The organism is Allorhodopirellula heiligendammensis (assembly GCF_007860105.1).
GTDB lineage: Bacteria > Planctomycetota > Planctomycetia > Pirellulales > Pirellulaceae > Rhodopirellula > Rhodopirellula heiligendammensis.
This window is the reverse complement of sequence record NZ_SJPU01000001.1, coordinates 945,720-971,134: the sequence shown is the minus strand read 5'-3', so window position 1 is coordinate 971,134 and position 25,415 is coordinate 945,720. Positions and strand designations below refer to the sequence as shown.

Below are 25,415 nucleotides of genomic sequence, written 5' to 3'. Positions count from 1 at the left end.
GCAATCATGATACGCTGAATGGGATCGCGCCGTTGGCGTTCATCTTTTCTTTTCGGGCAGGAGAGCAGTATGAGATCCCCACGCATCTTCACGGTGAATCGAAGTCTCGCCAAGCAACTCGACCGCGGCGTTCACGTCGGTTGCCAATTTGCGTTCGTTGACTTGAATGCAATCGATCAAGATAAGGTCGAGTTTGCAAGCGACCTTCATCCTGCGTTCTCTGGCGTTGGTGCGAGCGTCGACAAAGGGCAAACTCGATTGACGATTCCCATTCCTCACGGGGAAAAGCTCTCCTTACCGGGCGTCAATGTCAAGGCAAGTTCGCCTCCCTCGTTGAAGCTGGCAAGCCTGACGTGCGATCGCGATCTTTATCGATTTGGCAGCGATCAAGTGAATATCTTGGTCGTCGATCTTGATTCACCGGAGCGGGAGGTATGTGTTGACCTTTTATTGGGGACTTCGATCGCAAGTCCAACTCAGTTCGATCAACGACACGTTCAACTCAATGAGAGCGGATTGGGGATTGTTCGGTTTGATGACCTGCCAGTTGGAACCTACCAAATCGTTCGATCTGATTCTCCTTACGCGATCGATGGATGCGAATTTTCGGTTGCAGGTTTCGAATTGGCACCGCTGGTCGCAACGATAGGCAAAATGCAAGTTCGCGTGAATGCGTTGTCTTGCACGCTACAAATCTCTCATTTCTCAAAACCATTGACCGGTGCAATTCGCGTTGACTTATACGACAATAAGTCTCGAATCGACTCCCGTCGGGCCAGCGTGAAACAGGGATTGGCCATCATCGGATTGGAGATCGATGGCGACGGACCGCACCATTTGGAAATTACAATGGTGAAAGATTCATCCGCCACCGCGACGATCCCACTGCCGGGAAGTGAGCGGCAGCAACGTGGGGAAACCGTCTTGACGAGGAGTGGGCTCTGGACAACCGCATCGCTGATGCCCGGACAGGGCACCACGGAAGCCCTTGGTTTGCACGTCCGTCAAACCGAACAAGACAATTCGCCGGTCCAAATCACCGATACGCTACGTGGCGTTGTCCGCATCGGAGCGATGCAGGCTATCGAGGACTGTGTGGTTTGCACTTGCCCCTTTCTCTCTCCAGGGCTCTCTTTGGGCGAAGCTTCCAATTCACCCTCGCCAAACACCCGTTTTCAGCGGCTCGGAAACCTGTCCGCTGGGGAAGTGATCGAAGTACCGTCGAGCGAATTGGCAGGATTGATCTCAGTCGGCTGCTTCGTCGACGAGAAACCGTATGAGGCACACGCCGTCACGCTGCATCGCTGCGACTGGAGGCCCTCTGTCCAGATTGCCCCGATGGACGACTCGATCAATAAAACGGAACTCGGGGACGAATTCGACAGGGGAGCTTTGTTTGAACCAGAAAGCAAAGTCTCGATGACCATTGACTTGGGAATTGAAGCGTCCGGGTACGCGGCGGTCGTGATTCGGGACGCACGGCTGCAACCGAGTTCGCGTCCGAAGCAGCGATTGGCGGCGAACATCAAGTTGGCTGCGGAGGAAGCGCAGCCCGGCGCTGTTGAAACGCAGACGGTCTACGGCGTGGGCCAGCAGTATGAGAGCTATCCGTACTGGGCGCATGTTTCGGCGAAGACGCCGGCAATCGACAACGAAACGCTCGCCAAATTCATTGATCGCGACCTGATCAGTGAATCACAGGCCGACCATGTCATGGAATCGGCGTCCGAATGCGGCAAGCCATACTTCACGTTGCTAGAGGAATTTGGCTATGCCGACTCCGAAGACATCTCACTCGCGCTTGCGGAAATCTATGGATACCAATTCGTTGACTTGGACAGTTTGTCGATCAACGAATTTGTGATCGAGTTGTGTCCGGAGTCGGTTGCACGCGAGAACACGGTCATTCCCATCCGCGAAGAACATGGCGGCAATCTCGTCTTCGCAATGTCGAATCCAGTCGACTTGGAAACGATTGAAAAGCTTCGCTTCATCTTGAACCGTCGCATCGAGATCGTCATTGGAACGCCGGATGCCATTGTCGAAGCGATCAACCATTTCTACGGACAGGTCGAGGGAGAGTACGCCGACAGCATGTTGCAGGAGTTCACCGATACAGCCATCGATTTCACCGAAACCGTAGAGTCGGAACTCGGAAGAGTGTGGCCAAGTCCTCCTGAGCGACCTAACGACGAAATCGAGGAGCCTTCGCTGACACTGAGTGATGAAGAGGATGCTCACGTCATTTTCTGCAAACTGATCGAATGTACCGCGGGGCGAGGCCAAGTGGTGGTGGATTTGCCTGACCGAACGGGACGTTACACCATCGACGCGTTTATCGTTTCTGGACGTCAGTGGTCGCATGTAGAGAACGAGTTCGATGTGCACTGCGATCCCTATGTCAAACTTCAGGTCCCGGCGGTTCTTTTGGATGGCGACCAAGCCAGCGGACGGGTGATCGCACGGTGTCAATCGGGAAGTTTCGCGTTGGCCGTCCAGTGCGATGGCGTTCCGGTCGAACTTCGCAATCCAGTCGCTCCCTACGATCCGGTCACGACGGACCATCTGACGACCACGGAATCCGAGTTCACCTTTGTTGCCGGACTGGGGCGGTACACTGCGAAGGTCTGTGATCGGGTCAGTGGCAAAACGCGTGAAGACAATCATCAAGTCAATCCGCTCGGGAAGCTCGTCGAGCCGCGGCGAACCATGCGGATGATCAGCGACGGGCAGCGGATCGAACTCAACGATCAGATTCGTCGGATTCGTTTGCTTCCCAGTGTGCAACCGATGAAGCAGATGGTGGCGGAAGCGACGGCGAATTATGACCACCTGTGTTGTGAACAAACTGCCGCCAAGCTCTTCTCCGCCGTCATTTGTTTGGCGAACCAGATCGGCAGCGGCGAACCAATCGAAAGATCCTGCACGGCGATCCGTGTTGGCCTGAAACGACAGCAAGACATGTGGTTGCCGGGAAAAGGATTTGCGATCTACCCAGGCAATTCACCCGATGTGACCTGGGGACGCATGGCGACCATGCATCTGTTGAAGATGGACTTTGTCAGTGAGATGATTGAGTCCAGCAGCGTTGCACGTGGGCTACTCGGTGAAGTTCGACAACTTGCCCGCGAGTCGGCCAAGCACTACCGGATCGCTTGGCCACCGGAGTCGATTGGTTCAAGCGAAGACGCCTACGCACAATTGCGCTTTGCCAACGGGAACCAGTGTCACAGGGACCAGGGCCAGGCCCTCGAGTACGCTCGATTGCAAGCCCGCAAACCAATTGCCGGCGTCCGGTCGTTTTGGCGTGCCGACCAAGCGATGGCTGCTGCTGCACTACTTCGAGGAGGAAGCGAGCAGAATGGCTCACGAGCATCCGATACCGCCGAAGCCATGCGATTGGCGAACCGATTGTTTTATGAGCTTGGGCCTGAGGGACGTTTGTATTCGACCATTGACTCAGTCGCGCTCGTTGTTCTGTTGCTTGAGCTCTCTCGATCGGAATGGATGCAGTCGGATTCGACGATAACGGTCAATGACCAAACACGAACGATTGCGGATGCCCTCGACAGCCCTGACCCCATCAACTCATTGCAAATCAGTCGTGGAACCCTCGCCGTGGAATATCTTTCCTATGCCAAGCAGGACTGGATGCAGTTTGTCTCCAACACTCCGATTACCGTGGCATTGATGGTGGGTGGTCACGCTGCGACGCAATTCCAGGAAGGTGATGCGATTGAACTTCGCGTGCGGATCAAGCAAGGATACGAAGCGGGAGACCTCATCTGGGTCGCCCTACCGCCATGTCTATCTCGAATCCAGGGTGGCGGCCAAGTCAAACAATTCGCGGTCGACATGGAAGGAGAATCGGAAACGGTTATTCGGTTAGCAGCAACCGCGCCGTCATCACACCCAAGTCTTCCGCCGACAAGCCAACGTTTTCTGGTTTGCTTGCGAAACATGTACGACGAAGATCGAATCGGAAACCCAGGTCCGATTTCGGTCCAAGTAACGGGATAACCTCGTCGCATAGCACAAACTACGTCGCACTGTGGGTTGACCTCAACATTTTGATCGAGGAAGTCACTGACGACGAATTCAACTCGGGTCATGGTTCGCGTCGTTCACTCCGGAAAGGTCAAGAACTCCACTGGAACCGCATCGACCAGCCACACTCCGTTGGCCGACAAGTAGAATAGGTGTCCGTCACGATGCATCGCTGCGGCGTCGACGCGAAGAATGATCGGCTTGCCACGCCGCGAGCCGACTTTGGTCGCCGTCTCTTCGTCGGTCGAGAGATGGACGTGGTTGCGAGACCGCTTTTCAAGGCCAGTGGACCGGATACATTCGATGAACGCAGCAACAGTTCCGTGATAAAGCGTTGCTGGTGGCGTGGTTTCGGCGAGCTTTAAGTCGACGCCGGCGACGGAATGCCCTTGGCTGGCACGAATTCGTAGACCATCCTCGCTCAACGCAAACCGCTTTTTGTCATTGGTCGCGACGACTTCGTGAAGTAGTTCGAGCGACAATTGCTTGCCGTGCTGGTTCGCCGCGTCGACCACTTGAGCGATGTCGAGCCAGCCTTCGTCATCCAGCTTCAGGCCAACGACTTCGGGTTGATGGCGCAGAATCAAGCTGAGAAACTTGCTGGTGGAAACGAGTGATTTGTCAGTTTTCATGGTAACAGATTCTATCCGACAACGAAAAACGCCCACAGTGGATTGCTCCGCCGCGGGCGTTTCGGTTTTACAGCAAGTTGACGACTCGATCGGCGAGTCCCCTCTCGCCGAGCACGATGCTCATGTTGCCCGCTGAAGCGACCTTTTCGAGTACTTCCAGTTCTCGCAATCGCATCAGCGTTGGGTTGTCGGCCAGCAGCTTTGCCGTGTTGGCTTGGCTGCGCATCGCGGCCGTTTCCTCACGACGCGAGATCAAGTTGGCCTCGGCCGCCTTCTTGGCCTCGGTCACCTTGTTCATCAAGTCCTTCATGTCGCCGGGAAGGATCACGTCGCGAATACCAACCGAGACGACTTCCAAGCCGAGCACTGCGGCGCGGTCGCGGACGCTTGCTTCGAGTTCTTCGATCAGATCGTCCTTCGCGGCGAGGAACCCGTCAAGTTCTCGTGCACCGACAGCGGATCGCAAAGCCAACTGCGCCTCTCGGTACAGCGACTGTCGAACGTCCGTCGAGGCACTTACAGCGCGACGAGCATCCTTTACCCCGTAAGTGATGATCGCGTTCATTCGCAGCGTCACCTTGTCGGCTGTGAAAATCTCCTGACCACTCACGTCGACTTGTGACTCACGCATATCGAGCTCTACCACTCGTGCGTCCGCTGCTTCCCTCCAGAACGCGTACAGACCTGGCGAGAGTTCGTCGGCATAGCGACCGTCCAGGAACAAGACCCCCACGTGGTCGCGATCGACCTTGCAAACGTCCAGCCAACGAGTCGCGTCACCACCACGAACGATCGCTGCAAGCTCCTTGTGCTCGAAACGGGCGTTCTCAATTGCGACGACTTCAAGGCGAACATCACGCACGCCGATCCAATAAGCGTACAGGCCTGGGCCAAGCACGCGGTTGAATCGACCGTCGATCCACACCAACGCACGCTGGTGGTCCTTCAAGTCGATCACGTCAGCTTTGCCGGCGAATTTCCCCGACTTCACGATCACGTCAAGCTGGTCGTCGACGATCCACGGATCTCGCTTGCTGACCACTCGCACGTGGACCTTGCCTAGTCCGGTCCAGACGTAGTGCTTACCAGGACTGAGCAGTCCAACCAATTCACCGTCTCGGAATTTCAAGCCGACTTCGTAGCTGCGGATATGAATCTTGCGGAACATGTTGACTTCCAAGAGCTTTCTCGCATTGCGAGTTGTGATGCCGGACGTCCGGCGACTGATCTGAAGATGATAATTGATTGAAGGAGGCTTTTGGGCAGCCAATTGTTCGCTGAATCACACGCAACTTTCGCGGAAGTTTGCTTCAAATCGGCGAGCGTGGCCGGCGTCCGCTTGATCGGGCTGCGTTTGCGTTCGTCTTCCTAAGAAGTCAAACGTTTCATACAGTCGTGGCAAGATTCGTCCGGCCTTGCTTGGCGATTTGTCTGAGAACCTGCAAGGCGTCGTCGTATGTTGGCAAGCAACCATCGCTGGAGGTGCAACGATATTGCGTACCGGATTCGGCGAGGCAACCGACTGCCCGCCAGCTTCATGGTGGACACTCTCGTGCCCTGGAGCCATCGGTCTGTTTCCAAACACGTTGGCAGTTGCGTGACGGGAGTCGAACCCGTGACCGTCAGAGTTTCAATCTGATGCTCTATCCACTGAGCTACTTCGACTGATGTTCGTTTAGAACCCATTGCACGGCACACGGAGTTCACAACCACGGTCAAGCAGGCGAACACCGCGCCGCTGGAACCCCACCAGTCGATCGCACTGATGATGACACTTCGCAAGCGAATGAGTTCGCAGCAATCGAGACACCCCCACGATCAATTCAACAAATGGGTTAAACTATTAGTTCCCAATTGCTGGCAGAGTAACTCAGGAAACTAAATTGGCCGCAACAGATCCTTCGCTTGAAGAGATATCGAACCATGTGATCAGTGCTGCGAGTTCGCAATATGGTTCCGACTGTCCAGACGAACTTCGCGAGGCCCTCAACGCGATCGGTGAGCATGCGTCTGGTGAGGAGGCGAGATTGCTAGTCGCGAAGCGGCTTGGCGAGGTGACCAGCCCAACCGGGGCCGGTTTCCTGGCAGTCTGGTTGGGCGCAGGAGCGGAAGGAGGGGCCGATCCGAATTTGACGGGGGACGCGATTCTTGGGGCTCTTTTACATTGGTCAGGCTCCGTTGCGACGCTCCCCGATGAAGATACCGACGATGATGAACCGGAAGTCGATTCGGAGATTGTCGTTGGGCTGGAGATGCTCGGGCAGGGACTCGTTGCTCACCTCGCCCGTTCACCAACACTGTTGCAGCGAATGGCAAGCGATTCCGATGTGGTCGCCGAATTGGAACGAGTCGAATACGCATCGGCTGGCCCGATGTGGGTTCTTGAACTTCTGCGCAAACGAAACGGAACCCTCTTGGTCATTCATGTCGAGCAACGTCGTGGGCTCCGTGTTTCCTACCAGAATTTGTCAAATTGCTTCCATCTCTTTACCCTTCTCCAGTCCGCGTTGTCGGATGCAAAAATATCCGGTGCGAAACGCGTGTCTTCTCGTCTGTTGGCGGTGGCTAGAGGTGAATCAAGTGAAGATTGCCACGATGAAGCGTGGTGGCACTATGGTGTGGGGACGTGTCCAATTGCGGACTTGGGCGGATCGATTTGGGGCGAGGCCAATCCGGACTCTATCCCAGAAATCGATGGGCAGCAAGTAATCCTTCTGTGGCCGATGATCATCAATTCGCGTCAGTGGGGAGCGGGTTTCTTCGGTCCGTTCTTGCAAGCATCGCCGCCCGCTGTGACTGTAACCGCTGAGTTAACAGTCGCCGAAGTCAGGCAATGGGTCGAGAAACTTAAACTGCCGGAAATCGTTCCAAAGCCCTGGTGGAAGTTTTGGTGAGTTGATGCGTCAAGAAGGAGTTGTTGCCTCAACCTCCTTCATAATTTCGTCTCGATGATCAAAGAAACGCCTGCGACATCTCTCACTATCGCAGGCGTTTCGCATTCGATGCTTTATGCGACGACTCGCGTGACGACGCCCGAGCCGACGGTTTTGCCGGCTTCTCGGATGGCGAAGTGGTCGCCGTGGCTGATCGCGATCGGTTGCTTCAGTGCGATGCTCAAGCGAACGCCGTCGCCGGGCATTCACTGATAGCTAAAAAAAAGAGACGTCGTGACCGCCCCGAAGGGCGGCCACGGCATCCAGTGGTTAGTCGCGGCGGCGATTGCGTTTACTTCGGCTGCGGCCGACGTTGTAACCTTTGCGGCTGCCAGTGCGTTTGCTCGACTTATAGGACCACCATGCGACGAAGCCGACGATGATCCATCCCGCTAGACCTTCCATGTTTCCTCCTTTCGAGAACGTGTTAGGGCTGGAAGTCTTGGTGAAAGCTCGTGCCCTGATCGTTTCGTTAGGAAGCTTCGCGGACGGTCCATTCGCCGGAAAGCAGATTGACGGAGGTGTCGGCGTCCGTCGGTATGTTTCGGAGCCAGCGAGTGAACTGGTGCACCATCATTCCCGCAGCGATGCTGGCGGCGTAGATCGTGCTGCGTGAAGTGCAGGTTCCTTGCTGGGCTTCAGAAGCAGCGAACAGGGTTGTCGCATAGTGCTGTGATGACGGTGTGTCATCGGCAGCCAGCACGCGGATCACCTCGCCCAGCATACGGCCATCCGCCCAGAACGCGACGCGGCCCTCGACAGACTTCCAAATCGCCGACCGCGCCGTGATCGAATCGACACAACAGAAAACTGCGTTGCCGATGGTTTGTCTGGGACGGAAGCGATCCTCGATTCGTGTGACCTCGATCGTTGAATCGAGTTCACTGATCGCTTCACCGCATGCAAACGGTTTACTCCAGCCGATCTCGTGCTTTCGATAGCCCTGCGTTGTTGTGTTCGACAAGTCGACATGATCGAAGTCGATCAGTTGGATGCGGGGCGCGCCGATGGCGGCTAGTTGCAGTGCGACTTGGCGACCGATTGCGCCCACGCCGATCACCGTTGCGGTGACTTGGGTGAGGCGGTCCGTTGGGACCAAGTCGCTCTGACGGGCGAACCGGTTGAATGTTTCGGTGGTCATCGGCCAACCTCGAACAACCGGTCGCTCCACAAATCGGCGGCCGTGGGAGGCTGCTGCCACCAGTCGGTATCGTCGTAGCGATCGGTGAGCGAACGTCGCGATGCGAATGGGTCGTCGATCGTGACGTTGTCACGGTATTCTTCGAACCATTGATCGTGGTCGGTTCCCGGGAACTCGCAATCGAGAATCGTTCGGCAGCGCAGTCGCCGATCCGTTCCAGGGCCCACATTGAAGCGGGCTCGGGTGTACGTGTTTCCCTCTTCCGCCAGGATGTGCATCACGGCCCAATCGACGCCGCCGAAGCAGCGACTGAACGTTTCCTCATCGGTTTGACTCGGTGAGGGTGAGGCGCCGGGGTGCGTGTGGACCCAGACTCGCGCGAATTGCTCTGGTTGGCGCCCGGCATCGACTTGGCTGTCAAAGAAGTCGGCAACGCTGGCGTCGTCGAACTCGACGGAGGTGACCGAGCAGGTTTGTCGGACCAACTGAATGTCTTCGATCAGCAACAGGTCATCGGCATTGGAAATTCCAAAACCGCCGATTTCGGTGGGCCCGATGTCACGCAGGTACACTAGCTTTGCCAACGCAAACGGGCTGAACCGCAGGACACGGTTGCTCCGGTTCGTCTTTTGCATTTTCTGCATTTTCGTTGTTGAGGCAATCATCACAGGTTCCTTCAGAGAGGCAGGAGGGACAGAAACTTTCGCCGCAGTCGTCGCACGACTTCAGGCACATTTTGCACGCATCGTCGCCGCAGCTTTCGCAGGACGAGGCGCATTCTTCGCAGTACCGTTCGCAGCATGAATCGCAGCACGTGCTGCATTCCATGCACAGTTCGGTTTCGCAGTTGGAACAAGCGAGTGCTTGGTCGGAATCGACGGTGTCGCCGCAGGATCGGCAGTTGACTCCATTCCAATCATCCAGTTGAACGTAGGCAGAACCCGAGTTGTAAGTCCGCAGAATCTGATCGACGATGCAGAAGAAGTCATACAAACGACCTTCATCCAGGGCGCGACGAATCGCGTCAGATCCCTCACCCTCGCAAAGCGAATCGCTTTGGACGTGGGGATGCGTCACACCCTCGCCGCTGGCCGGCTCGTTAGGCTCGAGCGCGATCACATCGAACGGAGACGATTCTTTGATATACTTCCAATTCAAGCGAATTTCGAAGCTTCCCAGCAGGACTCCGTCGAGGACAATGCTCGTCGTCGTCACGGTCAGTCGCTGGTTCGAGCCGTCAATCGTGACCGAATCAAACTCGCCACGCAGCGCTTGGATCTCTTGAAAGATCAGCGTTGCGGTGGGTTCGATATGAGATCGAGATTGCCGCTTCAGGTTGTCGATGGAGTGAGTCGTCCGCATTCGAAGGATGTCGAGCGCGCCATGAAGTCGATCACGAGCGTCTCTTGCGGCGGTGGGCCAGTTATGCTGGGTCGCCATTTCGAGTCGTCGCTGCCAACGTTTGCATTGCACAATCGAGTCATCGAAATGCGACATCGAAGTTGCGTCACGCATGTGCTGCAGGGACTGCATCATTTCAACGGCAGCTCGATAGTCTTGTTTGATTTCGTTTTTCATTGCATTCCTCGGTGGAAACACTCAGTTGGGGCGAATGAAAGCAGAAATCAGGCAGCGCCTTCGATTTTCTGTGGTGTGAACGAGACCCGGTCGCCGTCTCGCAGCACTTGATCGGCCGCCGCGGGTTGGCGATTGACACGGATGAGATAACTGTCGGCGTGAAATGCGCCGACATGCCGCTCGAACATTTGCTGAACCGTCGTGTTGTCGGGAGCTTCGACGTGATGGGCGTATCCACCGGCGTCATTGGAAATGAGAAGAACTTTCATGCTTGGTGCTCTTTAGTTGTGGGTGTCGGGTAAACGTTTTACGTTTGGGAAAGCGAAGCCGCCGCTGTCCACGAACGGGACAGCGGCGGCGTTTCGCTACGAAGAGAGAGGGCTGATGGCGAGTGGGCTTCATCGCATCAGCCGATTGCGGCTTCCAAAGTGAAGCTATTTTCATCGGGCTCATCTTGAAGGAACTCGAAATCGTCCCAGTCGATGACGCGACCGCCGTGCACGGGATCGGTCGGGTCGTCAATCAGGTCACTGGGGTTAGCGATCATGAAGCCGAGTCGTTTGACTGCGGAGATGGTTTCGCCAGTGGCATGGGCCACGGCACGATTCAGGTCGTTCTGGTTCATCGGAAAAGTTCCTTACCGAAGGGGGGAAACGAAAAAAGCCCCGCTCACTTGACTTGCGTCAGACGAACGGGGCTTTGGTAGAGGGAGATTTGAAAGAACGGCTATTCCGGTGAGCGGACTAACCAATTCCGATGAAGCCAAGCGACTTCTGCCGCCAGGGCTTCGCTGCGTTTGTCAAACGGTCCGAGAGTTGGACCAGCGACGGGAGAGAGGTCGGAGGTCCATTGACCCACCGACGTTGGCTCAACATGTGAGCCACGCTGGATGGAGATGCAACCTACCGAGCGAAGGTCAACGCGGTCGTCGAAGACCATTCGAGTAACGCCGTTGGAGGTCACGACCAGTTCGATGGCACTCACCGCGGGCCCCGAATGATGTTTCGGCGTGGGCGATCCGTCATGAGTTCATCGAGACTCGTTTCGACATCCGTCAGCGATCGTGCCATTCGATCACGCAACGACGCGCGATCACGCAAGTCTCGTGGGTCGACACCGCTGACGACTTGTCGTGCATTTTCAACCAATTGATCGAGGTCGTCGTTGCTGCCAATGCTGAGATGCTGGAAACGCTCGAAAAACTCGTTCAAATTAGAAATCGCGGAATCGCGAAAGACTTTCGGTTTGCCGTCCACCGAACCCGACAATCGCTCGGCTAGATGGCCGACCAACTGTGATAGTTCCTCCGCAAAAGTTTGCTCGGCCAGTTCAACCGCTTCAGCGAACTTCGCCTGCACACGCTGACACTCCTGCTCGTACAGCTCAGGATTCACCGTTCGCAGATACGCCGGCGGTGTGACGGATGGGAAATCCCAAGCAATCGCGAACAGATCCGAAACGGAAGCGGGATAGTCAGCCGAATCAAACAAGTTCCCAAGTTGCGTGCGGGCTTGATCGACGAGTTCCGCGAAACAGCGGTCGAGTTCGTCAACGGCTTCGCTCAGATCCGCTTGGATGATGATCATGCGATCATCGAACTCTGAAACGTCACCCCGGCGCAACAGCCGGACTCCCGGCTCGATGTATGGCAGCGTCATGCCTTTCCACAACGCACCCGCCTTCGTTTTGATCGCCGAGACGGCGCGGAACGACGGGTGCGATGTGTCGAAGAGACGCTTCGCTGCTGAGAGTGTGCGGCTATCGGCGTCGAATGCGCCGGCAGCTTGTTGTTTCTGGTCGCGACTGAGACTCTTGCGAGTCCCCGGCCAGCGGATGTGCAAGCGAACTGCGGTCGTTTCGGCTTGCAGCCGAGTTCCGTGCGATGAGTGATTCTGGGTCACAGGATCTTCGAGCATGGTGCTCATGGATTCTCCTTGGTAAAAGTTGGTTTTTTAGTGAGCACGTGTAATCGCTTCAATTCTGAGACGGACTGGAACGTGACACCCGCCGTCGTGATTGAGGCTTGGCCTCGTGCTGGTAGATCCCAGATTTCTCCGCATCCAAGCAACGACCGCTCGCCCATTGACGCAAACGGTCCACCGATTCGGTGGCCGTGACTGCGACAGGAACAACGTTCAGCCCGGCTTGCGAGAGTGGAATATCAAGCAACGCTGATAATCGGCAACAAGCACGAATTTCCGCCCCGGTCCATTTTTCATCCGCCGGACGCTTTTGCTCCGGTTCAAGTCCAAACATGGCGGTATATTGGTTCCAGATGCGGTCTTTCTGGTCACGCTGCGGCAAATCGAGGAACACGATTCCGTCGAACCGCTCAGCACGCGAGAGTTCGGGAGGCATCCGCGTGATATCGTTGCAGGTCGCGATCAGGTAGACGTTCGAAGTGTGATCATTCATCCAACTGAGCAACGTGCCCAGCATGCGAGACGACACCCCGGAATCGTTTTGCCCTGATCCTGCCGCCCCACTCAGAGCTTTCTCGATCTCGTCGATGAACAGAATGCAGGGAGCCATGGCGTCCGCGATTTGCAGCGCACGCCGAACGTTCTGCTCTGTCTGCCCCACGAGACTGCCCATCAATGCCCCGACGTCGAGGATCAACGTGGGGCGTCCGGTCTCATTGCCAAGTGCTTTGGCGAATGCTGACTTGCCTGTGCCGGGAACCCCCAGCAGAAGCACGCCGCGAGGCCGCTTCAATGGGTTGTCGCGCCCATGCTGAAGCAGCGATCGTTTGCAGAACGCCTTCAAACTGTCCAGCCCGCCGAGCGATGAGAAGTCGTCGCTGCTCTTGTAGAGTTGCAGCAGGCCAGACTTTTTGAGCATGCTCGCCTTCAGTTCCCAAACCGATTCCGGCAAGATCACTGAATCACGAACCAGACTCAATCCGAATGCATTCTCGGCCTCCAATCGAGTCAATCCCATGGCCGCATCGAGCACGGTTTCGAGTCGATCGGCTCCGGGGAGTTCCCCCTCTTCGGTGGCGATGCCTTCGGCAATTTCCTTGAGTTGTTCCCGGGTCGGCAACGGATGGTCGATGACGATGAACAGCTTTTCAAGTTCAGTCGGGATCTGGACCACCGGCGATAGAATCACGAAGATCGTTCGAGTTGACTTGCCGTCAACGATCTGACGCGTCAACGCTTGCATGATTTCAGCGGAACTGAGGAAGCGGTGAAAATTCGTCAAAACGACGATCGACGGGGTGTCATCGCTAGCGAACGAACGCATGGAGCGAATTGCGGACAAAGGGTCATTTGCCCCATCATCATCACCGAGCGGAGTTCCGCTCACTCGCAAACCCTGGTCGATGTCCCAGCTCACTAGCCGCCACTCGTGCTCACGACAAAGCTGGCTGATTTCGAGCAATGCATCGTCGTGCTCGTGACTTTCGATCCAAATGCCGGTGAAACAGGCTTTCACCAATTCCTCCAATCGATCGGATAGTTTCATACATTCTCCATGTTTTAGAGTGAAATTCAGGGTGCCAGCAGGTCATTGATCGCCAACATCCAAGACGTGATTTCTCCGTCTGGGTCACGTTCGGCCAGCAAGCTGGGCGTCATGTGTTCAACGGCAACTGTGTTGAGCCAACGTTTCGCCATTCGGCTTTGCGAACGTTTGGCCTGCAGTAGCCATGCGGTCTCGCCAGGACGCTGGCGGTAGAGTTCGCGGGCAGTCAGTTCCGCGACACAATCGAAGTCGTCAAATTGCACGGTGATCTGTCCCGCCGCAAATATCGCTCTTGGATGCAGGTAGTTTTCAAGACACCGTTTCCGGGTGATGACCGCCCGGCATCCTTCACGATTGTTGACCGAGTCCGCAGCTTGCCTGCGGAGATCGGTCTCGGGAGACAGCTCGTGATCGTAAAGATGGAATTCGGGACGACCGAGCGGAGCAAAGCGATTGACCCACGCTCGAACATGACCGCCCCCGAATGGAACGAAAATGAGTTCACCCCGCCGCTCCATCTCCGCCAAATTCGGTAGCTGATCATCGGTGGCATGAAGCATCAAGCTGATGCGACGCAAAAACTCGATGTCATTCATGCCCTCGACGACGAACAGCAGACCAACGCGATCTGCTGTTTGGATTCTTGCATCGTTTAAGCTTTTGCTAGATATGTCGATTATCTCTCCTTTTGTGTTTCTGTGTTGGCGCCGGATTGAGCCGAATAGAATTCGGTTGTGAGTCTTTCGGACTGTCGTTTGCCCAGAGCGGTTTCGAGGAACTGAGTGGCTTCGCGGCATTCACCGCCAGTAAAGCCAATCGTTTCGATCTTGGTCGCACCGGTCGGAGAGATGACAATGTTGAACGTTTTCAACTGGCACCTCCAACTACGACGGTGAGCTTGATCGATCCGTCAGCCAGTGATTGTTCAGTCACGGAGTGCCCCTGCTTGCGAGCTTCCAAAACCGATTTTTCAACCGCATACCGCTGGATCAACTTGTCCAGTTGAGCCTGTTCACCCCAATGACCTCCGTAGTTGTCGTAGTGAACAGTGCCGCTGTCGGTATCACAGACGATGGGGTATCGCCAGCGTGGAAGCTGGACGCAGTGTCCGGTCGCTTCCGCGGAAAATAGTTTGATGGTCTGATGAATGGGATCATCAAGACCAAGCTTGCGACACGAAGTTCGCAGTGCGTTTGGATCACGAATCTCGGTCGTGATCGTGACGATGTGTGACAATGTGGTCTCCTGTTGGTAGTGCTAAGTGGATCAGGTAGGTTCGTCATCTGGTGACGATGCAACGCGGATGCGTGGCGAGTTTGATGATGCTTTCGGCCTTTGGGAAAGCAATCGCGGCTTGTCCGCGACCAAATCTTCCAACATCACATCAATGATCGCCTGGTCGTCGGCGGAAGACTGCGGTTGGCGAAGCACGAGCCACGCAATCACGAGAGGTAACAGGCAGGCGAGCCAAAGTCCAATATTGATGACGGCTGCCGCAGTGAGCGAATCGAAGCGGCGCTCCGATGCGACTGAGCGGCGATCCACTTCGAGAAGGTCTCGCTGCTGTCCGATGGCGGTGCGTTCAGCTTGTACCTCACGCTGCATGGCAGTGAACTCTCGGTGAAGCTGGTTGGCCTGTTGGGTTTGCTCGGCTTGCCGGAGCTCGTGTCGTTCAGACATCTCAACGAGACGAGTGTCATCACTTTCTTGGCACCCGGCTATCGAAAGCGTCACGATCATCATCGTGAATGGGAGCATAATCTGGTTCAGGTTCATCCGGCCTCCATCGTTGAACGAGTCGTTTGAGGATCTGTTGCAGTGCCATTCGCAGTCGACGCTCTTTGGCGAACGCGACGGCAAGCAGTAGTACGGCAACGGACATGAGCGTGAGAATTATGTGTGTCAGCGGGCACCTCCTTTCAGTTGAGTGGGTGGATTGAGTGGGCCTGGAGGGCTAAGACAACCCTTGATGTAACGTGCCCCGTTTTTTGCTCGGATTTAGATTTGTTCCGAGCGTCAGGACGTATTTCTGCTTGCATCGCGTGGGCGACCGTTTTTAACAATTGTCGGTGACGGTTCGTCGAGAGCAGGTTCTTCGGAAAGTGCCAATACGATCCGTTTCGCGAGGATCCGAATCAGTCTTTCCATGACGGACGGTTTGCTGGGATTGATTGTCATAGGTTCCTTCTAGGCATGAAAAAACCTCCGAGTTGCCAATGCACCCGGAGGCTAGGGAAAATGAGACTGGTAGAACTTGTGCGTCTACGTGTTTGGGAATCTGCACACGAATCCTGGTGAAGGATTGAAGCGATACCTATGGTTGCGAATCCGCGTGTAACAATCTGCGGCTGCTTGGTCGTCCCGAACGGGCACCCAAGGATCAGCAATACCGAGCCGTGTCATTTCGCGATCGAGCGCCGCCGCACGTTGCGCCGCTGTGTGTGTGATCGAAAGTCGCGTTGCCACTTCCCGTTCGGTCATTCCAATCGCCCGCAATTGACAAACCCGTTCACGAAAGACCACGCGTTGCGGCGATCGCGTCAGATCGACCATTGCTGGAATACTTGTTGTCCCCAAACCATCTGGTAGCTTTACTCCACGAAGGGCAGCTAAGTTTAAAGTGAAGACACAACGAGGAGAGATCAGCCCGCCGTCGATGAGTCGGTACGGCAAGACGAAAAAATCCGTCACGATTTCACGCATGATGTGGCCAAATTCGAGATCTTCAACTGCCAACCCCAGAAAGGTTTCATTCGCGAATTTACGAATTTCATCGGCCTTCGGAATCACGATCGCCTTCGGTGCGTTTTTATTCGCGTCGGCAATTGCATCCGACATGGATTGCAATTCTTGCTCGGTCGCGGTCAGCCGAGCCAGAATCGTCGGGCTCGCTAGGCCACCCGCAATCACGTTGGCAAAGTTATCAAGCTCGAGTTTTAATCGAGCAGATTCCTCGTGAAGCTTCTTTAGGCCGCTGTCCTGTTGCACCCGCCATTGCTCGGCTTCCGCGTGAATCTGTGCGTTCAACTCGGTATCAAAGTCTGGCAGGGACTCGATTTCGTGAAGGACTCTCGCGGCAACTGCCTGCGCCAGTTCACTCTGGTCCACCGTCATGGCATTCCAGCAGTCGTAGCTTCGAACGCCGTCGCACATCATGCGTTCCTTTCGACCATGCCCACCCAGAACAAACTTTCGTCCACAAATACCGCAGCGAACATGCTGGCTCGGCCAGCGAGCGTCGTTGCGGGTTCCCTGCGGTCGCCCACGACCGCCGTTTGCCTTTGCAATTCCTTTGACGAACTTTTCGTTTCGGCGATTGAGCATTCGATTAACGCGGTCAAAGCGTTCGGGTTCAATGAATGCGAGACGGGGACATTCGCGTTGCATTAGCAAGGTCGGGGCCGCGGCGACAGATTTGCGTCGTCCCGTGCGATTCACTCGAACGGCGGTCCGACGATTATGCTCACGGATGCCTTTGAGGATCGGGTTTCTAACTGTCTGACCGACCAAGGTTCCATCCCATTGGGTTTTCCGCACCGACATCCCCCTTGGAAATTTAATCGCGTTAAACCAAGTCGCAATTTCGGCGAATGACTCGCCACGTTCGAGTCGGTCGAAGCACTCGTCGTAGACTTCTTGGGCCCCTGGTGCCTTGTGACAATCCGCTTCGCTCGCGCCTGCATGCGGCTTTACGTAACCGGCGGGCAATTGCCGAACCATGTCACCATTGGCAAACCGGTTCCGGTGCGAACGCTTGATTCGGTTTGACGTATCTCGATTGTAACTTTCATGCCGCATCGCGGCGAAGTAGGCGGGTTGTCGCCAACTTTCCGTCTCCAGTGTGTCCACGTGATCATTGATGGCGATAATGCGAGTCGCAGTATCTTCCGCCGCTTCGCACAGACCTATCACCTGGACGCGTCGCGCAATCCGTCCGAGGTCTTCCGCGACGATAAAGTCGTACTCCCCGGATTCAATCTTTTCCGAAAGCTCGATGAACTCAACTCGATCTAGTAGCTCACCACTTCCCTGACTCGCCATCACCTCAAGATCATATGGATCTTCGAGAAAATATGGGAGTCGCTCATGATAAAGCGCTGCCTGATCATCGAGACTCATTTCATTCTGCTTGTCGGTGCTGATCCGGCACACCGCAATACCACGGTACCGTCGCCCATTCTTTGGCGGCGGCACTTCAATTCTTCCAAAAGTCATCGCATCACTCCGTTAGGAAGTGATGCCAAAACGTTTGGCCCAGTGGGACAAAAACCGTGACAACAGGTGAGAGCACGTGACCACAGCTGACATCAAATGAACAGCTGTAAGTCGTTGCAGCAAAAGGGCTTGGCGCCGGAAGTGCTCGCTCAGTCGCAACTTACAGCAAACGCTTTGGCGAGTCCCGTGTCCTCCGCTTTCACAAAAAGACCTCGTAAAACGTCGTGTTTTACGGGGTCTTTTTCTTTGGCACACCCGTGTGTGCCACGAGTGTGCCAAAAGGAGAGTTCTTACCCGACAGGATCGCTGGCAACGGGCTGCGATTGAATGCCGAATCGGTTACAAAACTTCTAAACGCCGGAACGCCCGACGCTACGTCCAATCAACTTCAACTGGTCCATCTTACGACGTGATTCGTCATCACTGAGGTGATAGTAATGCCGAACCATCTCGCTGTCGGCATGGCCAAGCCAATTCATCACGATTCGCTCGGGAATCGCGTTGTTCGCGCAAGTACTACAGAAGTAGTGACGAAAGCTATGAAGCCGACCATTTTCGAAACTTCGTTCACCGGGGTACGCTTTTGGAAACCTGGGTGTGAGTGGTTCGATGACTTCACGCACCAGGATATTCCGAACGGTATCTGGCTTGAGCTGGCCGCCGCGCGGTCCAAGAAATACCCGATTGTTCTGACGCGGTAACGATTGAAGCACGTCTAGGAAACTTTGATGAATTGGAATGTGCCGAGTCCTGCTACTCTTCGTCGACCGACGCTCGTTGCCGCTGTCGGCGAAGCCGCTCTCGTCGGCAATCGTTAAGGCCCTGTCATCAAAGCGAACGTCCGACCATTTGAGTGAAGCCAGTTCGCTGATCCGAAGACCGGTACAGGACAACGCGATGATCACGCCCTGGAGCCACGTGACTTCATCGTTCTCACCGCAGTGTTGGATCATTGCCGCAACTTCCGCGTCGGTGTAGCAGTATGCCCGTTGGCAGTCTGCCTTTCGAAGTTTCAACTTCAACGGCTCACGCGACAAATGCCCTTCGGTGCATAGCCATTTGAAAGCGGTCTTTATCGTGTTGAGTTCACCGAATACTGTTTTGTAGGCATACTCAAGTTCAGTCAAATGCTCAGCGTAGTCGCTGAGTGTTTTCTCGGTAACCTGATTCCAATCCACGATGCGTTTGGTTCCAAGAAAGGAGTTGAACTTGTCGAAGATCGACTTGTAGCGTTTTTGGGTGTTCTCCTTGGTTCCGCCAACCAGCCTGGGCCGCGAGGTGTGATCGTCAAAAAGCTTCCGCCCCGCTTTGATCGACAGGTGCCGAGGTCCGGTTGATGAGGTGGATCGCGGTACTAGCCCAAGATTCTCGGCCTGGACGCGATCAAGACGATGAAGGTTAGCAAGTGCGTCCTGCCTGTCTTTCGTGCCGAGCGACGTCCGCTGAATTCCAGCACCGTTCGAGCGACCATCGGCATACCAGACTCCGTTTTTTCGTTGGTAAATGGGCCAGCGAAAGAACTGGCATTGAAACTGTTCAAGATGATTTTTTTTGGGCATGATTGCCTCCATGTGTTGGGGAACGCAAGTCATTCATCCACGCCGGGCGTTTGCCAGCGAGGCTATTGCCTCGGGCTGATGTGCCGATTGGAGACTGTTGCGAGTCGCGCCATTCGCCATTCGGAGTCTGCGAGCTAGACGAAAAGAGCTCGCTCTCGGGGATCCAAATCCGACTGTTCTTCCCAGCCTTCTGGATTTTTGTAAGCTGACCGCGACTGAGATAGCGATGAACCGTCGCCAGTCCGATCCGGGCGCGTTTGGCAAATTCCTTCGGCGACAAACAGCCCTCTGGGCGGTTTGATTGACTTGCGAATGACATGAGTCAGAACGTTCTGATAGTTGGCCACTGATGCCGTGGCCGAAGGCAGAAGCAAAAATATCCTTCCGACTTCTTCACAGAACCAAATACGCCGAACGCTATTTTGGCGCGATTCGATCGCTAGGTTTCAAGGATTTCGCGGAACTCTCTGATCGCTGGCAGGGCTGTCTCCTTGAGCCCGAGATCCTCGAGAATCTCTTTATCTGAGCAGCCCTCGGCCATTAAGTTCGATATGCGTAGCAGCATCTGTTGAGCGTCCTCTGCGGCTCGATGAGCCGACAGCTCTTCAACCACTCCGGGATTTCCCTGTTGGTTTCGACCGCCTGAGACAGTCGTGTCGTCTACCGGTCGACGAGCATTGGAGCGAAGTGCACGGCGTTTGGAAGCCGCTGGGACCGTTTCGCCGAACAATTCAGAAAGCTGGGTAACGCCCATCACTTCCACCCAATTCTCGACAGAAAACTCATGTCCGGTCACGAGCTTGAATCCGCTCCGATACCAGTTCCTTGCGGAGGTTTTTGACTGTCCAAGTTCTTTAGCGACAACTTTCATGCTGCGTACGGCATCACGATGGTATTTTCCCTCCGACCAACCCTCTCGGAGGTCCCAAGCTCGCAGATAGTCCCCATATTTTTTTTCACTTACACGACTATTGGGAAGTTTGAGATGTTCCCGCCATTGGTCGCGAAGTTTTTTCAGGTCGGAATTAAATTCCTCGGCTGGTGCGGCAGGATTGAGTAGGTATAGCGGTATATTGGCGAGCAAATCGAGGTCAGGACATTCGGCAGAGCTCAGACTGAAAAGCGTTTCATATCGATCATCCGAATCGACGTCGGAACTCGCCGCTCGAGAAAAATGCTCCGAAAGCAGTCGGAGAGTCTCCGGCGCAAGATTTGCCGCCAGCAGCAATCTTGCTACTAATCGCAAACTCACTGGTTGTGCCGCTCGCTTGAGCCACAAGGGATTTGTTTCTGCATCTACTAAGGAGTCGAATTCGAGGGCGGGATTGACTGGAATACCATTAACACCCAGGAGTTCGCCGATCTCGGAGAATTGCGGCGTCGATAAGAACTCCTGCTCGAAAGAATTTGGAGCAGACGTTTTCAGAGTTTGCAGCGTTTCCCACAGCCAAATGTAGAGCGGGTGACGTCGTACGACTTCCCACTTGTACCTAACTGGAAGACTGTCGAGATGTGCGGGGTCGAGTATTAATTTGTAGGGGATGTTCAGCTTACTTTTTCCGGTATCGGCTGCGTGTGCGAATTCACCATTTGGCGAACTTGCGGCTATTTTGGGCTATTGAAGGGTTATAGTTCCAATAGGATGCGTCACCTTTTTCATTCACTCAAGAACAAAACTACGACAACGCCTCTTCACCTCGCCTCGGTCGCCGGTGGGGTTTTGCTATCAATTGATAGCCCGACTTGCAGAGAACGGAAGAGCAGTTTTGCCCGGGAGAGACGGGCAGCTTCCACTTTTTGTAGAACTCTTGGTATCGCTGCATGATAGCAGCCTGTTCAGCAGTTGCATGAGGTAGTGCTTCCCCTCCAAGAAGTGCTGGCACGGGCGCAGGTAGCTTGTACGATTCGATGTCCTCTTGCGCGACCAATTGATCCAAGTCGGACCAGAACGCGGTCTCGCTCACGAGCCACCCGCAGTACGCTTGAGAATATCGAAAATAGTGTGGCAATGTGTCGCCAAGTTCTTCGAGGACTTTCTCGGGTTCTTTGGATCCCGCGGCTCGAAGAACTTCAATTGTGAGAGCGGGACTACGGTCAATTAGATACGGGTATTGAACCGCCTCACCACCTCGAAGCGCCGCTGCGCCTCGCTGGTCGGCTAGTTCGGCGATCTCTCGTTCATCCGCGACCGCCGCTTTGCCGATGGCTGTCGCAAGTTCGTTGTCCACGAGTTCAATCAGCGGTGATGGCAATGGATAAAACAAACGACCACGCAGTTGCAGACGTTGGATGAGCGCATTCGAAATATCCGTATGCCATGGGAGGTCTCTCGGGGCTTGGTCTGCAATACGCATTTGAATGTTCCACGAGTTCTGGATCGAGCGTGCCAACACGAACTTATCGATACACCAATGGCCACGCAAACCCTTCAACGACCCTTGTTCGTTTTTTTGCAGAGCGGAGGTGGCACCGACAGTCGCAGGCGGAGCCTATTGTGCTAAGCGATTGGTTCGAGCTCTGAGAGCTAAGAGGTTCCTCAAGTAATGATGACACGATTTAGCGCTAAATTCGGGTGTATTTCCATCCATGAACCACGAGGCGATTTTTATCAATCGGGCATCACCACCCAGGCCAGCTTTTGCTTCCAATTTAGCAAAATCGCCGTCAAAAAGGCACCTGCCCCGGGCCAATTCGCGATTTCACCCCGCAAAACACGAGATTACGAAATCAACGATTTGTAAGCGCCGACATCTGCGGGCGCCGACGATTCCTTAATGGCGTTGTCAGTCGGATCGCAGTTGTTAACTGGCTTGTCACTGGTTCGTGTCTGTATCGGGGAGCCTTTTCGGATATTCGCGAAGAGCGAGTGTCCGTGACTTAACGCCAAAGGCCGATGCAAATGCATCGGCCTTTTTGCGTTTCTACCCGGCATTTGCGGCACTTTCTGGCCGATGCCGGCAACCCCCGTTCGCTCTCGTCCGGTCGGGTGAGACGACGAGAAAGCAGCTTTCCGGGTCGATCTCCCGAATCTAACCGCCGAATCTCTCGGACTCTCTCCGTTAACATGTCCGCCCCAGTAAACAGGATTCGGCGGTAAGAGAGAGACGCCTAGAGTTCGACTGACGCCGGAACGGCAAGGTGGCTTTGAGCAGAACTTGTTGGCTCAAACGTAGCCTTCTCGGTCGGGATATCGTTCGCGGTAGGCGCTGATCATTTTGGTGCTCATCGCGACGTGAGGAGTGGGGCCGATGCCCTTTGTGATTTCGACTTCAAAGCCAAGATTTTTGAGTAAACCGGGCCAGGAGCCGTGGCGTTCCTTGGGTTTGCCAGGGAGCTTGAAACCCAAGTGAATCAAAGCGGTCTTGGCGTGGGCGCGTTCGATTTCGTGGGGATAAGGAATTCGCCCCAGTCGGCGGCGGAGTTGGGATTTGACTCGGGTGCGGCGGTAGCGGCCGCCAGCGGGATCGGTTTCCCAATCACGTAGGTTCAAAATCGTTCGGTGCGTGGCTGGGGTTCGTCGGATGACTGCAGCAATCTTTTTGCCGGTGAAAGCGATCGCGTTGTATTGGTGTCGCATCAATAGATAGATGTCCCAGCGATCAGGAATGTCGGGATAGCGATTTTCACTGCCGATCTTTTCATGAGTGTCGTCGAGCGGTTTGCAGTGACACAGGATCGCTTCGTCGTGGGGCTCGAATTCGCTTTTGCGACCGCTGGGTGGCACTGTGGGTAACAATCGCTCGTCAACCATCCACCGGCCGTTGACGGCACCCGACTTTGGTTGAAGCAATCCTCGCCAATGAAGCTTGGCGTGGCGGGGAAGACTCGCGCAACAGCCTGAGCCCAGGTATCGCTGCAATGGATGGGCAATCGACAGCCGACGCTCACTTGTGAACGCGTCGATTTGCTGCTGGATGGTTTGACGCGGCATAGCTGAAAAGCACGAGTGGATGGCGGTTGATACATGAATTGTAAATTTACTCCATTCGTAACGCTTTGCGAGGGAAGACAAAATTTACAAAGCTGCGTATTGGGAGAAGTCTTTCACGGCCCAATTCGACGACCTTCGGCAGACTTAACACTCGGAGTGATTCATGACTCAAGAGAGTATCGCTTCCGTTTCGCTTGTGCCCTTCCGTCGCCCCCAAGGATCGCATTTGATTTCGACTCATCCGCTGCCCAGCCAACTCTCGTCCCCGCACTACCTAGTCGTCGAAAACCTTCGCGGTCCATCCCACGAAACGCCGTTCGTTTGGGACGCCGACCACACGACAGGCAATGTTGTTGGCATGGCTCGATCGTATCCCGTCGCCCGAACGATCATCCCAACTCCCTGTTGGCCATCGGATGCCGGCAAACGAACGGTGCTGGAGCGACATTTCCCTTCGCACTCAATCGCACTGAGTTGTGGTGGCGTTGTCGATCAACCGCGAGCGTTGTCGTTTGACGATCATCCAAGTTCGCTCGCAGGCCCAGGCCAAGACGGCCCGCGAGATCGAAGTCTGTTCGGTCGAACCTACACGATCTTATGGATGGCCGCCGGCGACGAGACCGAAATCGCGGCGGCGATGGTGGCCGATCAGGATTCACTTGCGGCGTACTACGAGCAAGAACGTGAAAGATTCGCTCTGGCTCCTTGGATGTACGCACACCGCGTCGATTCAATCATCGACCAATGGTTCAACGATTGGTACCTGTCACGGCTTTGCAGATTAGCCGGTCAGCCGATGATCGACGTCGAACGTGTCCGTCACATGCTGACGACGACATAAACCTGTTGGCAGAACTTGTCAAAAACCCTGCCAAACCGTGACTAGCGGAAAGCGTCCCGGTTTAATGAATCGGGTCCTCGTCGCTCTCCTTCGCTTCTTCCTCTCCTACCAAGAGTCTTCGCTTGAAAGCAATCTTCACTCAAACCAGCAACAGTCCTCTTCACGCGATCGACTTCTCCGTCGAACTTCCGCTTATCATCGCTGACTGCACAAAGCGTTCGTTCGGCCGCGGGATCGTGATCAGCCGAGCACAGAATCTCAATCGACTCGTCGATGAAATGGTCGAGATCAACATTGGCCGATTCCATCAAGAGACGATCAACGCCGACCCTGTTTATCACGACTACTTAAGCGATTTGCTCTTCACCGATGGTCTGGAGTTTGTTCACAGGTCAGGACGCTATCGAATGTAGATCGCGATCGGCCTGTGCTTTGACACCGAACGGGTTTGTCAGAACATCGCCACGATTGTTCAGCGGCACTTCTATCCAGAGCATCAGCTTTCCACCGAGAGCCGAGTCAATTTCAATCCCGCCAAGACCGGAGACGCCAGTGTACACGTTTGAAGTGAAGATTCGCCTTGGTGGCAGTGTTTCCTACGTCAATGTCAACGCTCGCGATTCCGCTCAGGCTCGTCGTTTGATCGACGCACAGTTCGGCGGCCAAGTGACCGTTCTGCAAACCAAGAGGCTGCGTTAATGAATCCCCAAGACAACGCAATCAACCGCCGCCAAGCATTAAGCTTGGCGGCGACCGTCGCGGGTATCGGCGTGACGCCAGACCGCTGGATGTTGGTGATCCAACAGCCGAACGAATTGGCTCGGCAGATCCATGAACTGCGTCGCCAATTAGATCTCTTCAACCGTGACATCGTGCCTCGATTCGTCGATGGTCGCAGCGATGCACCAGCGTATCAACCATTGCGACTCTAACGCATCGACACGGCGCCTGCCGCCTGGTCGCCGCCCCGCCCCTCTCACAGCTTCAAACCTGTCAAAGAACCTTCCAAATCTGGAAGTCTTTTCTGTCTCCCGATATCGTTTCAATTCTTGTTTCCGACCTTCACTTCA

At 55.0% G+C, this 25,415-nt stretch carries 28 protein-coding genes and 1 tRNA gene; 8 read left to right on the top strand and 21 right to left on the bottom strand.

Annotated features, from left to right (window positions below):
• Positions 1-69 precede the first annotated feature (69 nt).
• Positions 70-4,020: a GspE/PulE/PilB domain-containing protein gene (locus tag Poly21_RS03750; RefSeq protein ID WP_146405646.1), complete on the top strand. Its 3,951-nt coding sequence runs from the start codon at positions 70-72 to the stop codon at positions 4,018-4,020.
• Between the two features lie 104 nt (positions 4,021-4,124).
• Here the strand turns inward: Poly21_RS03750 and Poly21_RS03745 are convergent, their stop codons facing one another.
• The 3 genes from Poly21_RS03745 to Poly21_RS03735 all read right to left on the bottom strand — a co-directional run bounded on the left by Poly21_RS03745 (position 4,125) and on the right by Poly21_RS03735 (position 6,345).
• Complete coding sequence (locus tag Poly21_RS03745; RefSeq protein ID WP_146405645.1) at positions 4,125-4,679, bottom strand: RNA 2'-phosphotransferase; 555 nt, start codon at positions 4,677-4,679, stop codon at positions 4,125-4,127.
• A gap of 67 nt (positions 4,680-4,746) precedes the next feature.
• A complete protein-coding gene (locus Poly21_RS03740; RefSeq protein ID WP_146405644.1) occupies positions 4,747-5,847 on the bottom strand; it encodes a slipin family protein in 1,101 nt (366 codons plus the stop codon).
• A gap of 419 nt (positions 5,848-6,266) precedes the next feature.
• Positions 6,267-6,345, bottom strand: a tRNA-Phe gene (locus tag Poly21_RS03735).
• Between the two features lie 217 nt (positions 6,346-6,562).
• On the opposite strand from Poly21_RS03735, the gene Poly21_RS03730 reads away from it, so the two are divergent.
• From Poly21_RS03730 to Poly21_RS27000, 3 genes are read left to right on the top strand one after another with little or no spacing between them, the layout of a single operon-like run.
• A complete protein-coding gene (locus Poly21_RS03730) occupies positions 6,563-7,573 on the top strand; it encodes a hypothetical protein (protein ID WP_146405643.1) in 1,011 nt (336 codons plus the stop codon).
• 54 nt (positions 7,574-7,627) lie between these two features.
• On the top strand, positions 7,628-7,825 hold the full coding sequence (locus Poly21_RS28445) for a hypothetical protein (RefSeq protein WP_436967471.1): 198 nt from the start codon (positions 7,628-7,630) through the stop codon (positions 7,823-7,825).
• Between the two features lie 21 nt (positions 7,826-7,846).
• The gene (locus Poly21_RS27000; protein ID WP_302117425.1) at positions 7,847-8,008 is read left to right on the top strand and encodes a hypothetical protein; all 162 of its coding nucleotides are present in this window, start codon (positions 7,847-7,849) and stop codon (positions 8,006-8,008) included.
• 76 nt (positions 8,009-8,084) lie between these two features.
• On the opposite strand, the gene Poly21_RS03720 is transcribed toward Poly21_RS27000, so the two are convergent.
• From Poly21_RS03720 to Poly21_RS03640, 18 genes are all read right to left on the bottom strand, one after another.
• The gene (locus Poly21_RS03720; RefSeq protein WP_146405642.1) at positions 8,085-8,753 is read right to left on the bottom strand and encodes a ThiF family adenylyltransferase; all 669 of its coding nucleotides are present in this window, start codon (positions 8,751-8,753) and stop codon (positions 8,085-8,087) included.
• The gene (locus tag Poly21_RS03715; RefSeq protein WP_302117423.1) at positions 8,750-9,388 is read right to left on the bottom strand and encodes a Mov34/MPN/PAD-1 family protein; all 639 of its coding nucleotides are present in this window, start codon (positions 9,386-9,388) and stop codon (positions 8,750-8,752) included. Before Poly21_RS03715 ends, Poly21_RS03720 begins: the two co-directional genes overlap by 4 nt.
• A complete protein-coding gene (locus Poly21_RS03710; RefSeq protein WP_146405641.1) occupies positions 9,312-10,331 on the bottom strand; it encodes a hypothetical protein in 1,020 nt (339 codons plus the stop codon). Before Poly21_RS03710 ends, Poly21_RS03715 begins: the two co-directional genes overlap by 77 nt.
• Before the next feature lie 47 nt (positions 10,332-10,378).
• Positions 10,379-10,600 carry a MoaD/ThiS family protein gene (locus Poly21_RS03705; RefSeq protein WP_146405640.1) on the bottom strand — a complete coding sequence of 74 codons (222 nt, stop codon included), beginning with the start codon at positions 10,598-10,600 and terminating at the stop codon, positions 10,379-10,381.
• A 137-nt stretch (positions 10,601-10,737) separates the two neighbouring features.
• On the bottom strand, positions 10,738-10,956 hold the full coding sequence (locus tag Poly21_RS03700; protein WP_146405639.1) for a hypothetical protein: 219 nt from the start codon (positions 10,954-10,956) through the stop codon (positions 10,738-10,740).
• A gap of 101 nt (positions 10,957-11,057) precedes the next feature.
• Positions 11,058-11,270 carry a hypothetical protein gene (locus Poly21_RS03695; RefSeq protein WP_146406831.1) on the bottom strand — a complete coding sequence of 71 codons (213 nt, stop codon included), beginning with the start codon at positions 11,268-11,270 and terminating at the stop codon, positions 11,058-11,060.
• Between the two features lie 41 nt (positions 11,271-11,311).
• Positions 11,312-12,256 (bottom strand): hypothetical protein, encoded by a 945-nt coding sequence (locus Poly21_RS03690; protein WP_146405638.1) that lies wholly within the window; start codon positions 12,254-12,256, stop codon positions 11,312-11,314.
• Positions 12,257-12,305: 49 nt separating this feature from the next.
• Positions 12,306-13,799, bottom strand: coding sequence for a Ycf46 family AAA ATPase (locus tag Poly21_RS03685; protein WP_146405637.1), 1,494 nt, complete (start codon positions 13,797-13,799; stop codon positions 12,306-12,308).
• A 26-nt stretch (positions 13,800-13,825) separates the two neighbouring features.
• Positions 13,826-14,395, bottom strand: coding sequence for an ATP-dependent endonuclease (locus tag Poly21_RS03680; protein ID WP_302117422.1), 570 nt, complete (start codon positions 14,393-14,395; stop codon positions 13,826-13,828).
• Between the two features lie 80 nt (positions 14,396-14,475).
• On the bottom strand, positions 14,476-14,670 hold the full coding sequence (locus tag Poly21_RS03675) for a DUF2997 domain-containing protein (protein ID WP_146405636.1): 195 nt from the start codon (positions 14,668-14,670) through the stop codon (positions 14,476-14,478).
• Positions 14,667-15,035 carry a DUF1257 domain-containing protein gene (locus Poly21_RS03670; RefSeq protein ID WP_146405635.1) on the bottom strand — a complete coding sequence of 123 codons (369 nt, stop codon included), beginning with the start codon at positions 15,033-15,035 and terminating at the stop codon, positions 14,667-14,669. Before Poly21_RS03670 ends, Poly21_RS03675 begins: the two co-directional genes overlap by 4 nt.
• A 30-nt stretch (positions 15,036-15,065) precedes the next feature.
• On the bottom strand, positions 15,066-15,479 hold the full coding sequence (locus tag Poly21_RS03665) for a hypothetical protein (protein WP_302117421.1): 414 nt from the start codon (positions 15,477-15,479) through the stop codon (positions 15,066-15,068).
• Positions 15,480-15,498: 19 nt separating this feature from the next.
• Positions 15,499-15,681 carry a hypothetical protein gene (locus Poly21_RS26995; RefSeq protein WP_302117420.1) on the bottom strand — a complete coding sequence of 61 codons (183 nt, stop codon included), beginning with the start codon at positions 15,679-15,681 and terminating at the stop codon, positions 15,499-15,501.
• A gap of 380 nt (positions 15,682-16,061) precedes the next feature.
• The gene (locus Poly21_RS03660; protein ID WP_146405633.1) at positions 16,062-18,014 is read right to left on the bottom strand and encodes a recombinase family protein; all 1,953 of its coding nucleotides are present in this window, start codon (positions 18,012-18,014) and stop codon (positions 16,062-16,064) included.
• A gap of 350 nt (positions 18,015-18,364) precedes the next feature.
• Positions 18,365-19,573 (bottom strand): tyrosine-type recombinase/integrase, encoded by a 1,209-nt coding sequence (locus Poly21_RS03655; RefSeq protein WP_302117419.1) that lies wholly within the window; start codon positions 19,571-19,573, stop codon positions 18,365-18,367.
• 439 nt (positions 19,574-20,012) lie between these two features.
• A complete protein-coding gene (locus Poly21_RS03650; RefSeq protein WP_146405631.1) occupies positions 20,013-20,825 on the bottom strand; it encodes a hypothetical protein in 813 nt (270 codons plus the stop codon).
• Positions 20,826-21,249: 424 nt separating this feature from the next.
• Positions 21,250-21,927, bottom strand: a complete 678-nt coding sequence (locus tag Poly21_RS03645; RefSeq protein ID WP_146405630.1) for a hypothetical protein — start codon at positions 21,925-21,927, stop codon at positions 21,250-21,252.
• Between the two features lie 809 nt (positions 21,928-22,736).
• Positions 22,737-23,504, bottom strand: coding sequence for a hypothetical protein (locus Poly21_RS03640; protein ID WP_146405629.1), 768 nt, complete (start codon positions 23,502-23,504; stop codon positions 22,737-22,739).
• Between the two features lie 163 nt (positions 23,505-23,667).
• Between Poly21_RS03640 and Poly21_RS03635 the strand changes: the two genes are divergently transcribed.
• The 4 genes from Poly21_RS03635 (at position 23,668) to Poly21_RS03625 (ending at position 25,277) form a co-directional block, all read left to right on the top strand.
• Positions 23,668-24,345 carry a hypothetical protein gene (locus tag Poly21_RS03635; protein WP_146405628.1) on the top strand — a complete coding sequence of 226 codons (678 nt, stop codon included), beginning with the start codon at positions 23,668-23,670 and terminating at the stop codon, positions 24,343-24,345.
• Between the two features lie 122 nt (positions 24,346-24,467).
• A complete protein-coding gene (locus Poly21_RS03630; protein ID WP_146405627.1) occupies positions 24,468-24,758 on the top strand; it encodes a hypothetical protein in 291 nt (96 codons plus the stop codon).
• Between the two features lie 154 nt (positions 24,759-24,912).
• Positions 24,913-25,044, top strand: a complete 132-nt coding sequence (locus Poly21_RS26990) for a hypothetical protein (RefSeq protein ID WP_302117418.1) — start codon at positions 24,913-24,915, stop codon at positions 25,042-25,044.
• The gene (locus Poly21_RS03625; RefSeq protein ID WP_146405626.1) at positions 25,044-25,277 is read left to right on the top strand and encodes a hypothetical protein; all 234 of its coding nucleotides are present in this window, start codon (positions 25,044-25,046) and stop codon (positions 25,275-25,277) included. The genes Poly21_RS26990 and Poly21_RS03625 overlap by 1 nt, the downstream gene beginning before the upstream one ends.
• The last annotated feature ends 138 nt before the right edge of the window (positions 25,278-25,415 follow it).

What these genes read in the sequence shown, in the direction of transcription:
- Poly21_RS03750 (WP_146405646.1), top strand. Translation starts at nt 70, where the DNA reads ATGAGATCCCCACGCATCTTCACGGTGAATCGAAGTCTCGCCAAGCAA.
- Poly21_RS03745 (WP_146405645.1), bottom strand. Translation starts at nt 4,679, where the DNA reads ATGAAAACTGACAAATCACTCGTTTCCACCAGCAAGTTTCTCAGCTTG.
- Poly21_RS03740 (WP_146405644.1), bottom strand. Translation starts at nt 5,847, where the DNA reads ATGTTCCGCAAGATTCATATCCGCAGCTACGAAGTCGGCTTGAAATTC.
- Poly21_RS28445 (WP_436967471.1), top strand. Translation starts at nt 7,628, where the DNA reads ATGATCAAAGAAACGCCTGCGACATCTCTCACTATCGCAGGCGTTTCG.
- Poly21_RS03720 (WP_146405642.1), bottom strand. Translation starts at nt 8,753, where the DNA reads ATGACCACCGAAACATTCAACCGGTTCGCCCGTCAGAGCGACTTGGTC.
- Poly21_RS03715 (WP_302117423.1), bottom strand. Translation starts at nt 9,388, where the DNA reads ATGCAAAAGACGAACCGGAGCAACCGTGTCCTGCGGTTCAGCCCGTTT.
- Poly21_RS03710 (WP_146405641.1), bottom strand. Translation starts at nt 10,331, where the DNA reads ATGAAAAACGAAATCAAACAAGACTATCGAGCTGCCGTTGAAATGATG.
- Poly21_RS03705 (WP_146405640.1), bottom strand. Translation starts at nt 10,600, where the DNA reads ATGAAAGTTCTTCTCATTTCCAATGACGCCGGTGGATACGCCCATCAC.
- Poly21_RS03700 (WP_146405639.1), bottom strand. Translation starts at nt 10,956, where the DNA reads ATGAACCAGAACGACCTGAATCGTGCCGTGGCCCATGCCACTGGCGAA.
- Poly21_RS03695 (WP_146406831.1), bottom strand. Translation starts at nt 11,270, where the DNA reads ATGGTCTTCGACGACCGCGTTGACCTTCGCTCGGTAGGTTGCATCTCC.
- Poly21_RS03690 (WP_146405638.1), bottom strand. Translation starts at nt 12,256, where the DNA reads ATGAGCACCATGCTCGAAGATCCTGTGACCCAGAATCACTCATCGCAC.
- Poly21_RS03685 (WP_146405637.1), bottom strand. Translation starts at nt 13,799, where the DNA reads ATGAAACTATCCGATCGATTGGAGGAATTGGTGAAAGCCTGTTTCACC.
- Poly21_RS03680 (WP_302117422.1), bottom strand. Translation starts at nt 14,395, where the DNA reads ATGAATGACATCGAGTTTTTGCGTCGCATCAGCTTGATGCTTCATGCC.
- Poly21_RS03665 (WP_302117421.1), bottom strand. Translation starts at nt 15,479, where the DNA reads ATGTCTGAACGACACGAGCTCCGGCAAGCCGAGCAAACCCAACAGGCC.
- Poly21_RS26995 (WP_302117420.1), bottom strand. Translation starts at nt 15,681, where the DNA reads ATGTCCGTTGCCGTACTACTGCTTGCCGTCGCGTTCGCCAAAGAGCGT.
- Poly21_RS03660 (WP_146405633.1), bottom strand. Translation starts at nt 18,014, where the DNA reads ATGACTTTTGGAAGAATTGAAGTGCCGCCGCCAAAGAATGGGCGACGG.
- Poly21_RS03655 (WP_302117419.1), bottom strand. Translation starts at nt 19,573, where the DNA reads ATGCCCAAAAAAAATCATCTTGAACAGTTTCAATGCCAGTTCTTTCGC.
- Poly21_RS03645 (WP_146405630.1), bottom strand. Translation starts at nt 21,927, where the DNA reads ATGCGTATTGCAGACCAAGCCCCGAGAGACCTCCCATGGCATACGGAT.
- Poly21_RS03640 (WP_146405629.1), bottom strand. Translation starts at nt 23,504, where the DNA reads ATGCCGCGTCAAACCATCCAGCAGCAAATCGACGCGTTCACAAGTGAG.
- Poly21_RS03635 (WP_146405628.1), top strand. Translation starts at nt 23,668, where the DNA reads ATGACTCAAGAGAGTATCGCTTCCGTTTCGCTTGTGCCCTTCCGTCGC.
- Poly21_RS03625 (WP_146405626.1), top strand. Translation starts at nt 25,044, where the DNA reads ATGAATCCCCAAGACAACGCAATCAACCGCCGCCAAGCATTAAGCTTG.